Origin of the sequence: Nitratireductor mangrovi, from assembly GCF_007922615.2 — a bacterium.
In the GTDB taxonomy this organism is placed as follows: Bacteria; Pseudomonadota; Alphaproteobacteria; order Rhizobiales; family Rhizobiaceae; genus Mangrovimarina; species Mangrovimarina mangrovi.
Genome location: NZ_CP042301.2, coordinates 3,587,142 through 3,600,374 on the forward strand (window position 1 = coordinate 3,587,142; position 13,233 = coordinate 3,600,374).

General features: G+C 64.8%; 12 protein-coding genes. 1 reads left to right on the forward strand and 11 read right to left on the reverse strand.

What is annotated here, in order from left to right; genetic code table 11:
- Window positions 1-16 precede the first annotated feature (16 nt).
- The 4 genes from FQ775_RS17485 to FQ775_RS17500 all read right to left on the reverse strand — a co-directional run bounded on the left by FQ775_RS17485 (window position 17) and on the right by FQ775_RS17500 (window position 3,722).
- The gene (locus tag FQ775_RS17485; RefSeq protein WP_146298664.1) at window positions 17-628 is read right to left on the reverse strand and encodes a DJ-1/PfpI family protein; all 612 of its coding nucleotides are present in this window, start codon (window positions 626-628) and stop codon (window positions 17-19) included.
- A gap of 32 nt (window positions 629-660) precedes the next feature.
- On the reverse strand, window positions 661-843 hold the full coding sequence (locus tag FQ775_RS17490) for a hypothetical protein (RefSeq protein WP_146298665.1): 183 nt from the start codon (window positions 841-843) through the stop codon (window positions 661-663).
- An 86-nt stretch (window positions 844-929) separates the two neighbouring features.
- On the reverse strand, window positions 930-1,718 hold the full coding sequence (locus tag FQ775_RS17495) for an SDR family NAD(P)-dependent oxidoreductase (RefSeq protein WP_146298666.1): 789 nt from the start codon (window positions 1,716-1,718) through the stop codon (window positions 930-932).
- A gap of 96 nt (window positions 1,719-1,814) precedes the next feature.
- Window positions 1,815-3,722, reverse strand: a complete 1,908-nt coding sequence (locus tag FQ775_RS17500) for a propionyl-CoA synthetase (RefSeq protein ID WP_146298667.1) — start codon at window positions 3,720-3,722, stop codon at window positions 1,815-1,817.
- 163 nt (window positions 3,723-3,885) lie between these two features.
- Between FQ775_RS17500 and FQ775_RS17505 the strand changes: the two genes are divergently transcribed.
- Window positions 3,886-4,047 carry a hypothetical protein gene (locus tag FQ775_RS17505; RefSeq protein ID WP_206064776.1) on the forward strand — a complete coding sequence of 54 codons (162 nt, stop codon included), beginning with the start codon at window positions 3,886-3,888 and terminating at the stop codon, window positions 4,045-4,047.
- 75 nt (window positions 4,048-4,122) lie between these two features.
- Here the strand turns inward: FQ775_RS17505 and FQ775_RS17510 are convergent, their stop codons facing one another.
- The 7 genes from FQ775_RS17510 to tkt all read right to left on the reverse strand — a co-directional run bounded on the left by FQ775_RS17510 (window position 4,123) and on the right by tkt (window position 13,041).
- Entirely contained in the window at window positions 4,123-4,467 is a 345-nt protein-coding gene (locus FQ775_RS17510) for a hypothetical protein (RefSeq protein ID WP_146298668.1), read from the reverse strand.
- Between the two features lie 66 nt (window positions 4,468-4,533).
- Window positions 4,534-5,304 (reverse strand): SGNH/GDSL hydrolase family protein, encoded by a 771-nt coding sequence (locus tag FQ775_RS17515; RefSeq protein ID WP_146298669.1) that lies wholly within the window; start codon window positions 5,302-5,304, stop codon window positions 4,534-4,536.
- A 103-nt stretch (window positions 5,305-5,407) separates the two neighbouring features.
- Complete coding sequence (locus FQ775_RS17520) at window positions 5,408-6,319, reverse strand: fructose bisphosphate aldolase (RefSeq protein ID WP_146298670.1); 912 nt, start codon at window positions 6,317-6,319, stop codon at window positions 5,408-5,410.
- Window positions 6,320-6,492: 173 nt separating this feature from the next.
- The gene (locus FQ775_RS17525) at window positions 6,493-7,689 is read right to left on the reverse strand and encodes a phosphoglycerate kinase (protein ID WP_146298671.1); all 1,197 of its coding nucleotides are present in this window, start codon (window positions 7,687-7,689) and stop codon (window positions 6,493-6,495) included.
- Between the two features lie 76 nt (window positions 7,690-7,765).
- The gene (locus FQ775_RS17530) at window positions 7,766-9,661 is read right to left on the reverse strand and encodes a potassium/proton antiporter (RefSeq protein ID WP_146298672.1); all 1,896 of its coding nucleotides are present in this window, start codon (window positions 9,659-9,661) and stop codon (window positions 7,766-7,768) included.
- Between the two features lie 181 nt (window positions 9,662-9,842).
- Window positions 9,843-10,850, reverse strand: coding sequence for a type I glyceraldehyde-3-phosphate dehydrogenase (gene gap / locus FQ775_RS17535; RefSeq protein WP_146298673.1), 1,008 nt, complete (start codon window positions 10,848-10,850; stop codon window positions 9,843-9,845).
- A gap of 196 nt (window positions 10,851-11,046) precedes the next feature.
- Window positions 11,047-13,041: a transketolase gene (gene tkt / locus FQ775_RS17540; protein WP_146298674.1), complete on the reverse strand. Its 1,995-nt coding sequence runs from the start codon at window positions 13,039-13,041 to the stop codon at window positions 11,047-11,049.
- Window positions 13,042-13,233: the final 192 nt, after the last annotated feature.

Genomic DNA, 13,233 nt, shown 5'->3' on the forward strand with positions numbered 1-13,233 from the left:
TGCTGACAGCATAGTGTCAGGAGTGCATTTCCGTTTGAGCCTCGCGCGAGACGTGTTCCGCCGCGAAGAGGGCTCGCATCTGCTCCAGTTGGGCAGCCGCCCCCGGATAGAGTGCTCCGAGAAAGGCCAGCGCGAAACTCGCCGGCGCCGTGCCGGGCGCGGAGATGATGTTGCCGTCGGCGACCGCGTGCGGCACGTCGCGGTAGTGACCCTGGCCGCGATAGGTGGCTAGGTGGTCGGCGATCCAGACCCGGCCGTTGCTTGTGTGGAGGCGACCATCGAACAGTCCGGCTCGCGCCATCGGCAAAGTTCCGGCGCAGATGCCGCCGACCACACCGCCGCGCCCGGAGACCGCTTCGAACAGGCCTGACAGGTCGGGCACGTCGCGCGCCGTCCAACCATCGGAACCGATTACCGCCAGCGCGTCGAGGCCGTCCGCGTCGGCAGGACCAAGGCCGCGCAAGGCCTTCATTTCAAAGCCGGACGCCGAGATCACCGATCTACCGCCCGGCGTCATCGCCGTCACGCGCGCGCCGAACCATTCGACCGCGGAAGCGGAGAGGAAACCATACTCCCAGTCAGCGAACCGGTCGATGAACACGAAGCCGATCGCCTTTTCCGGAGTCATGCCGCCGCCTCCTCCATCGAAGCTCGGGCCGGTCAATGTCTGACGGGCCCGTCAGGGGAGGATTTGCGCAACACGTCGGGCCAGCCGATATCCTTGCGGATATGCGGCGACAATTCGCCAAGGATACGCTCGGTGCGCGCCACGTCGCGCAGGGCCCGCCACTCGGTCACGAAATGGCCAACGGCTGAGATCAGGGAACGGGAGAAAGGGTTCATGGCGTGCCTCCGTCGATTTCGATGAAGGCATCATCGCACAGGGCTCCCGACAGCCCTTCGTCAGCAGCCTGCCGCGATCGGCAGCGTCAGTCGTGCTTTACCGGCACCGTGTAGTTGAGCGGCAGACGGCCGCCATCGGCATAGATGGTCTGGCCGGTGATGTAGCTGGCATCGTCGGAAGCCAGAAAGGCCGCGATCGAAGCGATTTCCGACGGTTCCCCGATGCGGCCCATCGGCGTGCGCGACAGGATGCGGTTGCGCGCAGCCGGGTCGGCATTCACGCTGGCCAGCATTTCCGTCATGATCGAACCTGGACCGATGGCATTGACCCGGATTCCGTGCGGCGCCAAGGATAGCGCCATCGCCTTGGTCAACTGGTTCACACCTCCCTTGGAGACCGAGTAGGGCACCTGGTTGGCGATCGCGAACACGGCGTTGATCGACGACATGTTGACGATAGCGCCGGGTGTCCCGCCGCTCTTGACCTTGTCGACCATGTAGCGGGCCACCGCCTGCCCGGTCAGAAAGGTACCCTTCAAATTGACGTCGAGGACACGGTCGAAATCCTCTTCCTTGAGGTCGAGAAGATCGGCGCCATGCACGATGCCGGCATTGTTGACGAGGATGTCGATATCTCCAAACCCGTCGATCGCCGCAGCGACCAGATTGTGCACGTCGAGGCGCTTGCCCACATCCGCCTTGACGAACCGCACCTCACCAAGCGGCGAGAGGTCTGCCTCTGCCTTGCCGCCTTTCTCCGGATCGATGTCCGCAATCAGTACCCTGGCCTTTTCGCGCAGAAAGCGCTCGGCGATGGCGTAGCCGATGCCGCCCGCGGCACCGGTCACGATGGCGATTTTTCCGTCAAGCGGCATGGGATACTCCCGTTGATGACATGAGCGGGCTTATAACGCCGACGCTTGGGCGCGGCCAGAGCCACGACATACGATTACGCCGTCCTCGCGCCAGCCTCAGATGCCGATACCCTTGTCGTTCAGCGCCGTCGTGATCTCGTCGAGGATCGCGGGATCGTCGATCGTCGCCGGCATGTTCCAGGCTTCCTTGTCGGCGATCTTTTGCATCGTCCCGCGCAGGATCTTGCCCGAGCGCGTCTTCGGCAGCCGCTTCACCGTCACCACCGACTTGAACGCGGCGACGGGACCGATCTTGTCGCGCACCAGCGCCACCACCTCGCGCTCGATGTCGGCAGGCTCGCGCGCCACTCCGGCATTGAGCACCACGAAGCCGCAGGGCACCTGTCCCTTCATCGCGTCGGCGATGCCGATAACCGCACATTCGGCGACATCAGGATGTTCGGCGACCACCTCCTCCATGCCGCCGGTCGAAAGCCTGTGCCCGGCGACATTGATGATGTCGTCGGTGCGCGCCATGATGAAGAGGTAGCCGTCATCATCGACATAGCCGGCGTCAGCCGTCTTGTAATAGCCAGGGAACTCCTCGAGATAGGCGCTCCTGAAGCGCTGGTCGGCGTTCCACAGGGTCGGCAGGCAGCCCGGCGGCAGCGGCAGCTTGACGACCACATTGCCGAGCTTGCCGTGCCCGACCTCGTGTCCGGCATCGTCGAGCACCCGCATGTCGTATCCCGGCATCGGCACCGCCGGCGAGCCGTACTTGACCGGCAGCATGCCGAGCCCGACCGGATTGTTGGAGATCGGGGCCCCGGTCTCGGTCTGCCACCAATGGTCGATCACCGGCACCTCGAGCTTCTGCTCGGCCCATTTGATCGTTTCCGGGTCGGCGCGCTCTCCGGCCAGGAACAGGGTGCGGAACGTCGACAGGTCGTATCTTCCGACGAACTCGCCCTGGGGATCCTGGCCCTTGATGGCGCGGAAGGCCGTCGGCGCCGTGAACAGGGCGACAACGCCGTGCTCGGAAATCACCCGCCAGAAGGTGCCCGCGTCGGGCGTGCCGACCGGCTTGCCCTCGAACAGCACCGTCGTGCAGCCGTGCAGCAGTGGCGCATAGACGATGTAGGAATGGCCAACCACCCAGCCGACGTCGGATGCGGCCCAGAACACCTCGCCCGGGGCGACGCCGAACTGGTTGTCCATCGACCATTTCAGCATGACCATGTGGCCGCCATTGTCGCGCACCACGCCCTTGGGCTGGCCGGTCGTGCCGGAGGTGTAGAGCACATAGAGCGGGTCGGTGGCCTTCACTGTCACGCACGGTATTTCGCGCCCAGCGGATTTCGCCGCCTCAACCGCCCCGGCGTAGTCGACGTCGCGGCCCTCGGTCAGTTCACATTGCTGCTCCGGCCGTTGCAACACGATGCAGCCGTCGACCTTGTGGCGCGCCATCTCGATCGCAGCGTCGAAGAGCGGCTTGTAGGCGATGACCCGGCCCGGCTCGATGCCGCAGGAGGCGGTGATGATGAGTTTCGGTTGCGCGTCGTCGATGCGCGTTGCCAGTTCCTTGGCCGCGAAGCCTCCGAACACGACCGAATGCACGACACCAAGCCGCGCGCAGGCGAGCATCGCGAACGCCGCCTCCGGCACCATCGGCATGTAGATGATGACCCGGTCACCTTTCGTCACGTCCTGATCCGAGATCACCGCGGCCAGCGCCTCGACCTCGGCCTTCAGCTGCGCGAATGTGAAGTTTTTCTTGCGGCCGGTGATGGGGCTGTCGTGGATCAGGGCGATCTGGTCGGCGCGCCCACCTTCGACATGGCGGTCGACGGCATTGAAGCAGGTGTTGCAGGTCGCATCGGGGAACCAGCGTCCATAGACCCCGGCTGCGGCGTCGAAGATTTGTTCAGGCGGCGAAACCCAGTCGATTGCCTTCGCCGCTTCGGCCCAGAAGGCGTCCGGATTCCTCTTCCAGCTGTCGTAAACCTCCCGATAGCGCGAAGCCATACTGCACCTCCCTCGCCGCGACCTTGATCCGGCGCCCTTCTACCCGGACAGGCCTGCGGGCGTCCATTTGACTATGCTCCTACACCGCAAGCTTTGACACGTCGCCTTGATGCTGGTCAAAGGGCGCAGCAACACTCGCCCCGTCAGCAGCGCACGAGGCCGCATGACCAAGATTTTGTCGCTCGTGATTATCTTGATGATGGCGGTCCATATCATCAAGCCGCTCGGCCTGCCGGGCCTGCGTTACCGCCGCGATTTCTGGAAGCTGGCGCTGTTGGCGATCGCCGCGATTTCGCTCACGGTCTTGCTCAGCCACGGCCGTTGACGCCGGCTTCAGCAAACGCTGTCAGCCGTAAGCGGTAGCCGGTCCCGCTTGTAGCCCGCCGGCGACGCGCGCGGCTCAGTCCTGTGCAAAACTTTTCGCGCGGCTGAACGGCTTGACGTTGCGGCCTGCATTGCCCGGATCGCGGACGGTGCTGCCGGGACCGCCCACCGAACCCTTTCCGGCGGTGCGGTCCTTGACGAGGCAATATTCGTAGGCGTCGAAACAGTCCTGGTACCAGGCCCGCAGCTTGTTCATGTCCTTGCCGAGATAGAGGTCGTCGCCGATCAACTCGCAGGACTGCTTGTCGAACTCGCATTGCGCAGAGCGCTCGGGCGTGCCGGGCTTGGTCTTCTTCTCCGCCAGTGCAATGCCGGTGGCGCTTGTCACGATCAGGACGGCGAAAAGCATCGAGCGTTGCATGGCTGGGCGCTCCCGATTGGCGGACCGAATTCGCCCGCAAGATGCGCAGCCAGGCGGCCGGCTTCATCACCCGTGCGGGGGATGATCGAACGCGACCGGCCCTTCTTCGCCGGCGGTCACCTCGTCCGTGCCCATTAGGAAGGACAGCGCGTGATCCGCCCAGGCTTGATAGCCCGCCCTGGAGGCGTGAAAGCCGTCGCTCGAAAATCCCGCCGGATCGATGATCGGCAGCCGTGTCGCAGGCAGCGCGCCGCGCTCGTGGCAAAGCCGTATGCCCATCGCGTTGATCGCCTGCGCCCGGATTTCGAGGATACGGCCGAGCGCTGAAGGCAAGGCCGGCACCCGCGTCATGTCGATCACCGGCGACCACACGATGCGCGCCAGCGGCCACTTGGCCCGAATGGCGTAGAGCAGTCCGCCGAACTCTTTCTTGAAGCGCCCGACCGTGTGGAAATTCTTGACGTCATTGGTGCCGACGGAAACGACGATATGGGACCATGGCTCGGCGGCGAGGTTGGGCACGACGTGGTCGCGCAACTGGCCCGAGGTCGCCGAGTTGAAGCCGGCTGCGCGCCAGGCGACCGGGCGTCCGGTTTCGAGGTTGATCCCATGAGCCAACCGGGCCGCCAGCCCGTAGGCGGGATCGTCGATCCCCACCGAGGCGGCCGAGGAATCGCCGATCACCAGCAGCCGCACCGGCTCGCCGCGGCCCGGGATTGTGTGTAGGGACGCCCCTTCTGGTGGCGTCAGCCGCTCGGTCCGTCGCCTGACGGCCAGTCCCTGCCAGGCGTAGACCGGCAAGGCAATCCAGGAGAGGAGCGGCAGCAGTCGAGACATGGCGTGGGTCCATTCGGTTTCACAATCCGAATAGTGCCCCGCGTCCGAAAGAAAAAGCCCGGACATTGATGCCCGGGCTTGGTTGGCTTGTCAGGCAGCAGCCTCAACTGGCGCGGGAGGCCTCGAAAATGCTGTCAATCGCGGAAGCCAAGGCGGCGTTGAACTCGGCGTCGCTCTGCCGTGCCGACAGCCCCTCCGTCAAGGCGCGCGAGAAGCTCGCGATCATGCCCGCATTTTGCTTCAGCTTCGCATTCGCCTCGTCACGGGAATATCCGCCCGACAGCGCAACCACCCGCATCACCCGCGGGTCGTCGATCAGCGGCTTGTAGAGGTTCGGCTTGGTCGGCAGTGTCAGCTTTAGCATGACCTGCCGGCCCGCCGGCACGCCGTCGAGATGTTTTTTGATTTCGGCCAGCAGGATGTCCTCGGCTTCCGCCTTGTCGGCGATCGAGATCGTGACCTCCGGCTCGATGATCGGCACCAGGCCATGGCCAAGGATCTGCCGGGCAATTTCGAACTGCTGTCCGACGATGGCGGCAATCCCCGCGGGGTTCGCCGCATCGATCACGGAGCGCATCTTGGTGCCGAAGACGCCCTTCGCCGCCGCGCGCTCGAGCAGCGCATCGAGGCCCGGCATCGGCTTCATCAGCTTGACGCCGTCCTTTTCCTCCGCGAGCCCCTTGTCGACCTTGAGGAACGGCACGACCCCGCGCTTGTCCCAAAGATATTGAGCGGTCGGCGTACCAACGATATCACGGTCCATAGTCTGTTCGAACAGGATCGCGCCCATCACCTTGTCGCCGCTGAAGGCCGGCGAGGTGATGATCCTCGCACGCATCTGGTGAATGAGGTCGAACATCTCCGCCTCGTTCGACCAGGAGCCTTCTTCTACACCGTAAAGCTTCAGAGCTTTCGGCGTCGAACCGCCGGACTGGTCGAGGGCCGCAATAAACCCGTCCTTGTTTGCGACCTGCTCGGCCATGGCTTGCGTGTTGTCTGCGAGCGTTTCGCCCATCGTGCGCCTCGTCCTGCGTTCCAAACTGGACCGGCGTCTACCAGAGCCCGCCGCGAAACGGAACTGGGCGGCCAAACCTTTGAATCGATTGAAAGAACTTCAATCGGTTTAGCTTTGAGGCTTTCCAACGCCATTGTTAACAAGTCAAACTGCGGGAAAGAGTGCCGGAAGCCTCAGCTCGTCAATACCTCGACGCCCGGCAGCGGCTTGCCTTCCATCCATTCCAGGAACGCGCCTCCAGCAGTCGAGACATAGGTGAAATCGTCGGCAACGCCGGCATGGTTGAGTGCGGCGACGGTATCGCCGCCACCCGCCACCGAGACCAGCCGGCCGTCTTCCGTTTGTGCGGCGGCGAACTTGGCTGCCGCCACCGTGGCCGCGTCGAAGGGCGCGATCTCGAAGGCGCCCAGCGGGCCGTTCCAGACCAGCGTCGCCGCGCGCTCGATCCAGCCGGTGACGGCATCGACCGTTTTCGGGCCCACATCGAGCACCATCGCGTCGGAAGGAATGGCGTCGATGTCGACGACCTCGCTCTCGGCACCGGTCTTGAACTCGCGCGCCACAACGCCGTCGACCGGCAAGACGATGGCGCAGCCTGCCGAAGCCGCCTCGACCATGATCTGCTTCGCGGTCGCAGCAAGATCGTGCTCGCACAAGGACTTGCCGACATTCGTGCCGCGCGCCGCCAGAAAGGTGTTGGCCATGCCGCCGCCGATCACCAGCGCGTCGACCTTCTTCACCAGGTTCATCAAAAGGTCGATCTTGGTCGAGACCTTGGCCCCACCGACGATCGCCGCCACGGGACGTGCCGGGTCGCCGAGCCCCTTTTGCAGCGCTTCGAGTTCGGCCTGCATGGTACGTCCGGCAAAGGCCGGCAACCGGTGCGCCAGTCCTTCGGTCGATGCGTGGGCGCGATGCGCGGCGGAAAACGCATCGTTGACATAGATGTCGCCATTGGCCGCCAGTGCTGCGACAAAATCGGGATCGTTTTTCTCCTCGCCGGCATGAAAGCGTGTGTTTTCCAGGAGCAGGATGTCGCCGCCGGCCATCGCCGAAACTGCGGCCGCGGCCTTGTCGCCAATGCAGTCGGCGGCAAAGTGCACCCGGCGGTCGAGCGTGGCCTCGGTGGCTCCGGCGATCGGCGCCAAAGACATCTCCGGTGCCGGCGTGCCTTTCGGCCGGCCGAAATGCGCCAGCAGGATCACCTTTGCGCCCTTGTCGGACAGTTCGAGGATCGTCGGCGCCACGCGCTCGATGCGCGTCGTGTCGGTGACCTTGCCGTCCTTCATCGGCACGTTCAGGTCGACGCGCACCAGCACGCGCTTGCCGGCGATATCGCCGAGGTCATCGAGGGTCTTGAATGCCGGCATGGCCGCTGGTCTCCTTGGCACGAAATCGCGCGGACCATAGCGGCTGCGCGCCGCCGCGCAAGCCGTTGCACCGCCCCTATCTCGGCAAAATCACCTCGTCGGCATCGTCATGATCGCCCGCACCGCCTGGCTTCGGCTTGTCAGCCTGCCGCAGTCGGCGCGCGCGACGGCGTTCACGCCAGTTGCGCAGCCAGTCGAGGATACGGTCGCGGATCTCGCCCGCGCTCAGGAAGACCGGGATCTTCGGCGCGTCCGAATGCGGCTCGAAGGACAGCCCCACCTCGGTGATCGCGCCCTTCTCGTCGACGTCGCGCACGATCAGCTCGACAGGGCCGATGGTGACGCGGTCGGCATATTCGGCATTGCCGCCGAGCCGCAGGCGCATCAGATCGATGATCGGCATCGCCGCTTCCGCCTCGGTCAGGCCGAGCCCGTAGGCGGCGTCGAGATCGGCCGCCGGTCGGGTGGCGTCGATCGCAAAGGCACCGAAGAATTCCGCGTCCTCGGGATCGAGCTCGGCCCGGCTGGCGAACAGCCGGTCGAGCAGGCGCGGGTAGCGGTCGGAGACGAAGATATAGACATGGTCGTCCGCTTCCAGCCGTCCGGCATATTGATAGGTCATCGAACGCCCCTCGCGCACAACCAGCGACGGGCGCGCCCAGCGTGGAATGCGCACACCGGTCGCGACCGGACTGCCAGCAACCACACGGTAGGCGAGAAGCTCGTGATGGGCGGCACCTGGCAGTTCGAGCTCGACCTTGTCGAGCGGCCCGGTACGCGCCGGAATGACAAGTCCCAGGCGCCGCGCCAGTGGCCCGATCGTCCAGCCCTGCACGATCAGCGATACCAGCACCACGATGAAGGCCGTGTTGAAGATGACGCTGCCAACCGTGAGCCCCTCCAGGAAGGGTGTCAGCGCCAGAAGGATCGAGACGGCGCCGCGAAGGCCGACCCAGGACACGAAGGCCGTCTCCGCGCGGGTGAAGCGGAAAGGCGCCAGGCACAGCCACACCGCCACCGGCCGCGCGATGAAGATCAGGAACAGGCCGAGCCCTACGGCCGGCAGCGCGATCGCAGGGAACTCCGACGGCGTCGCAAACAGCCCGAGCACCAGGAACATGATGATCTGCGCAAGCCAGGTGATGCCGTCCTGAAACTGCTTGAGATGCGCTTCCGAACGCACGCCGGAATTGCCGGCGATCAGTCCCGCCACATAGACGGCGAGGAACCCCGACCCGCCGACCGCGCCGGCGAGCCCGAACAGGAGCAGCGACAGCGTGATGGTGAAGATCGGCAGCAGCCCGCGATCGAGCGTCAGCCGCTCGACCAGCCTCGCGATGACGAAACCGCCGGTGACGCCGGCGGCAAGGCCAAGTCCCATCTGGACAGCAAAACCGACCAGAATATCGACCATCAGCACATCGGCCTCGGGGTCGAGCCCCGTCGCCACGAGCGAGACGAAGGTGATGGTCAGGAAGATGGCAATCGGGTCATTCGAACCCGATTCGACCTCCAGTGTCGAGCGCACGCGGTCACGGATGTGCAGATTGCCGGCCCGCAGCAGGAAGAACACGGCCGCGGCGTCGGTCGAGGCGACGGCGGCTCCCAACAGGAAGGATGCGCTCCAGCTGAGGTCGGTCAAATAATGTGCGGCCACCCCGAACAGCGCCGTGGTCAGCGCCACGCCCACAGTCGCCAGCGACAGCGCCGGCCCCGCAGCCTGGCGGAAGGAGGCCAGCCTGGTGCCGAACCCGGAATCGAACAGGATGACGGCCAGCGCCAGCGAACTGACGAAATAGGCGACCTGCGCATTGTCGAAATTGATGCCGAGGCCGTCGACCCCGGCGGCAAGGCCGATGCCGAGGAAGAGCAGCAGCAGCGGGGCGCCGAAGCGGAAGGCGATCAGGCTGGAAAAGGCGGCGGCAAGGATCAGCGCTGTGCCGACCAGAACCACCACGTAAACGCCTTCCATCCGCCCGCTCCGCTCGGCCTCCCCTTGTCCGTGCTGCTAGAGTGGGGCGAAGCCGAGGCAATGTGCAAGCCGTGACGCGATTTTTCCTGTCCGCACAGGCCAGTAGCGCGCAGGAAAGCCCGAAACGAAAAACGCCCGGACGAGTTGTCCGGGCGTCGATCGGATAGCTGACGAGGCGTTCTCAGAGCGTCTTGGCGAACGCCGCCGTGGTATCGGCCATGCGGTTCGAAAAGCCCCATTCATTGTCGTACCACGACATCACCCGAACCAGATTGCCCTCGATGACCTTGGTCTGGTCGAGGGCGAAGGTCGACGACGCCGGGTTGTGGTTGAGGTCGATCGAGACCAGCGGCTCCTTGGTATAGGCGAGGATGCCCTTGAGCGGCCCCTCGGCTGCCGCGACCAGCGCGGCGTTGACCTCGTCGACGCTGACCGTCTTCTTCGAAACGAACTTGAAGTCGATCACCGAGACGTTCGGCGTCGGCACGCGGATCGAAACGCCGTCGAGCTTGCCCTGAAGCTCCGGCAGCACCAGGCCGACCGCCTTGGCCGCGCCGGTCGACGTCGGGATCATCGACATCGCCGCCGCACGGGCACGGTAGAGATCCTTGTGCATGGTATCGAGCGTCGGCTGGTCGCCCGTATAGGAATGCACCGTGGTCATGAAGCCCTTTTCGATGCCGAACGCGTCATTGACGACCTTGGCGACCGGGGCCAGGCAGTTGGTCGTGCAGGATGCATTCGAGATAACGACATGGTCCTTGGTCAGCTTGTCGTGATTGACGCCATAGACCACCGTCAGGTCGGCACCGTCGGCCGGTGCCGACACCACGACGCGCTTTGCGCCGGCGGTCAGATGCGCCGAGGCCTTGTCCTTGGACGTGAAGATGCCGGTGCATTCCAGCACGATGTCGATGCCGAGTTCGCCCCAGGGCAGCTTGGCCGGGTCGCGTTCGGCCAGCACCTTGAAGGAATCGCTGCCGACATTGATCGTGTCGCCGGAAACCGAGACCTCGGAAGGAAAGCGGCCGTGCACGCTGTCGTAGCGCAGCAGATGCGCATTGGTCTCGACCGGGCCGAGGTCGTTGACGGCCACGACGTCGATGTCCTTGCGGCCCGACTCATAGATGGCCCGCACGACATTCCGGCCGATGCGGCCAAATCCGTTGATGGCGACTTTTACGGTCATCGATAATTCCTTCAGGAGCTTGCGCGCGGGTGCCACGCCGGTGATCGATCGGCCGCTGCCCTCATTTCAGTGCAAGCGAAGGCTGCAGGCCGCAGACGAGGCGCTTCATAGCGACGCAAGGGCCAAGAATCCAGCCGCCAGCGCCGCTGGACCGGTGGATTCTTGCCTGCTGCCGGGCAAATGGGCCGAAGCCGCGTCAGCTTGCGGTCGAAAGCCGCTCCAGAACGGCATCGCAAGCAGCCTGCGCGGTGATGCCGAAATGCGCATAGAGATCTTCGTAGGGTGCGCTGGCGCCGAAGCCCGACATGCCGATGAAGATGCCGTCCGGTCCGATCAGGCGGTCCCATGACTGTCGGACGCCCGCCTCGATCGCCACGCGGACACCAGCCTCGCCGATGATCGCCGCCTGGTATTCGGCGCTCTGCGCCACGAACAGCTCCATTGACGGCACCGAAACCACGCGCGTGCGACGACCCTTCGCCTCGATGAGCTTGCGTGCAGCGAGCGCGATCTCGACCTCCGACCCCGTGGCGAAGATCGTGACCTCTGCCTCGTCCTCCGGCTTCTCCAGTTCGTAGGCACCGAACCCGCAGAGATTTTCCTCGAAATGCTCCTTGCGAACGGCCGGCAGGTTCTGTCGCGTCAGGGCCAGCACCGACGGTCCGCTGGTGTCGGCGAGCGCAAGCTGCCAGCACTCCGCCGTCTCCACGGCATCCGCCGGCCGAAACACACGCAGATTGGGGATAGCGCGCAGCGCCGCCAGATGCTCGACCGGCTGGTGCGTCGGTCCGTCCTCGCCAAGCCCGATCGAGTCATGCGTCATGACGTAGACGACGCGCTGCCCCATCAGCGCCGAAAGCCGGATCGCCGGGCGGCAGTAGTCTGTGAAGACCAAAAAGGTGCCGCCATAAGGGATGAGCCCGCCATGCAGCGCGATGCCGTTCATCGCCGCCGCCATGCCATGTTCGCGCACGCCGTAGTAAATGTAGCGGCCGGAAAAGTCGTCCGGCGTGATCGGCTTTGTCTGGCTGGTCTTGGTGTTGTTGGAGCCGGTCAGGTCGGCCGAGCCGCCGATCGTTTCCGGCAGCGCGGCATTGATCACTTCGAGCGCCATCTCGGAGGATTTGCGCGTCGCGACCTTGGGCTTGTCCTTCACCAGTGCCTTCTTGTAGTCGGCGATGACTGTTTCGAAGCCGCCCGGCAATTCGCCGCGCATGCGCCGCTCGAACTCGCTGCGCAATTCGGCGTCGGCAGCCGCCAGCCGGCCTTCCCATTCCTTCCGGTCCTTGACCGAGCGCAGGCCGGCGAGCCGCCACATGTCGAGAATGTCGGAAGGAACCTCGAAGGCCGGCGCTTCCCAGCCGAGTGCCTTGCGGGCACCTTCGATCTCTTCCGCACCCAGCGGCGAGCCGTGCGCCTTGTTGGTGCCCGCACGCGTCGGGGCGCCGAAGCCGATGGTGGTCTTGCAGGCAATCAGGCTCGGCTGGTCCGAGGCGCGCGCCGCCTCGATCGCTTCGGCAATCGCGTCCGGGTCATGGCCGTCGCAGCGCTGCGTATGCCAGCCGGACGCCGCAAAGCGGGCGCACTGGTCGGTCGAGTCCGCCAGCGAGACCGGCCCGTCGATCGAGATGTTGTTGTCGTCGAAAAAGACGATCAGCTTGCCAAGTTTCAGATGCCCGGCCAGCGTGATCGCTTCCTGGCTGATGCCCTCCATCAGGCAGCCGTCACCGGCGAGCACATAGGTATGGTGATCGACGATACCGTCACCGAAGCGGGCGTTGAGGATGCGTTCGGCAAGCGCCATGCCGACGGCATTCGCCAGTCCCTGGCCAAGCGGGCCCGTAGTGGTCTCGATCCCGGCCGCATGACCGAATTCCGGATGGCCGGCGGTTTTCGAACCGAGCTGGCGGAAATTCTTGATCTCGTCGATCGTGATGTCTTCGTAGCCGGTCAGGTAAAGCAACGAATAAAGCAGCATCGATCCGTGCCCGGCAGAAAGCACGAAACGATCGCGGTCGGGCCAAAGCGGATGGTGCGGATCGTGCTTGAGAAACTTCTTGAACAGCACCGTCGCGACGTCTGCAGCGCCCATCGGCAAGCCGGGATGGCCCGATTTCGCCTTTTCGACGGCATCGGCGGAAAGGAAACGGATCGCATTCGCCATGCGGTCGTGTTTGTCGCGTGAGGACATTTTTTGCTCTCTGGTCGTGAAGCGCCGCTGCGCGGGGAGGCCGGTCCCGAATTTCGCCCCATTCAGGCCGGCTCCAAATAGCAGTTGGCGACCGGGAGTCAACAAAACCGCCCGCTTGCGGCGGCCGAAACCCGCGGATTTGGCCTGGCAGCACGCAATAGCTGGGGAGGCCCGCGCGACTTTGTTGACGCG

Excerpts from the sequence above, each read along its gene's own strand:
- FQ775_RS17485 (WP_146298664.1), bottom strand. The coding sequence starts at position 628 with ATGACTCCGGAAAAGGCGATCGGCTTCGTGTTCATCGACCGGTTCGCT.
- FQ775_RS17490 (WP_146298665.1), bottom strand. The coding sequence starts at position 843 with ATGAACCCTTTCTCCCGTTCCCTGATCTCAGCCGTTGGCCATTTCGTG.
- FQ775_RS17495 (WP_146298666.1), bottom strand. The coding sequence starts at position 1,718 with ATGCCGCTTGACGGAAAAATCGCCATCGTGACCGGTGCCGCGGGCGGC.
- FQ775_RS17500 (WP_146298667.1), bottom strand. The coding sequence starts at position 3,722 with ATGGCTTCGCGCTATCGGGAGGTTTACGACAGCTGGAAGAGGAATCCG.
- FQ775_RS17505 (WP_206064776.1), top strand. The coding sequence starts at position 3,886 with ATGACCAAGATTTTGTCGCTCGTGATTATCTTGATGATGGCGGTCCAT.
- FQ775_RS17510 (WP_146298668.1), bottom strand. The coding sequence starts at position 4,467 with ATGCAACGCTCGATGCTTTTCGCCGTCCTGATCGTGACAAGCGCCACC.
- FQ775_RS17515 (WP_146298669.1), bottom strand. The coding sequence starts at position 5,304 with ATGTCTCGACTGCTGCCGCTCCTCTCCTGGATTGCCTTGCCGGTCTAC.
- FQ775_RS17520 (WP_146298670.1), bottom strand. The coding sequence starts at position 6,319 with ATGGGCGAAACGCTCGCAGACAACACGCAAGCCATGGCCGAGCAGGTC.
- FQ775_RS17525 (WP_146298671.1), bottom strand. The coding sequence starts at position 7,689 with ATGCCGGCATTCAAGACCCTCGATGACCTCGGCGATATCGCCGGCAAG.
- FQ775_RS17530 (WP_146298672.1), bottom strand. The coding sequence starts at position 9,661 with ATGGAAGGCGTTTACGTGGTGGTTCTGGTCGGCACAGCGCTGATCCTT.
- gap (WP_146298673.1), bottom strand. The coding sequence starts at position 10,850 with ATGACCGTAAAAGTCGCCATCAACGGATTTGGCCGCATCGGCCGGAAT.
- tkt (WP_146298674.1), bottom strand. The coding sequence starts at position 13,041 with ATGTCCTCACGCGACAAACACGACCGCATGGCGAATGCGATCCGTTTC.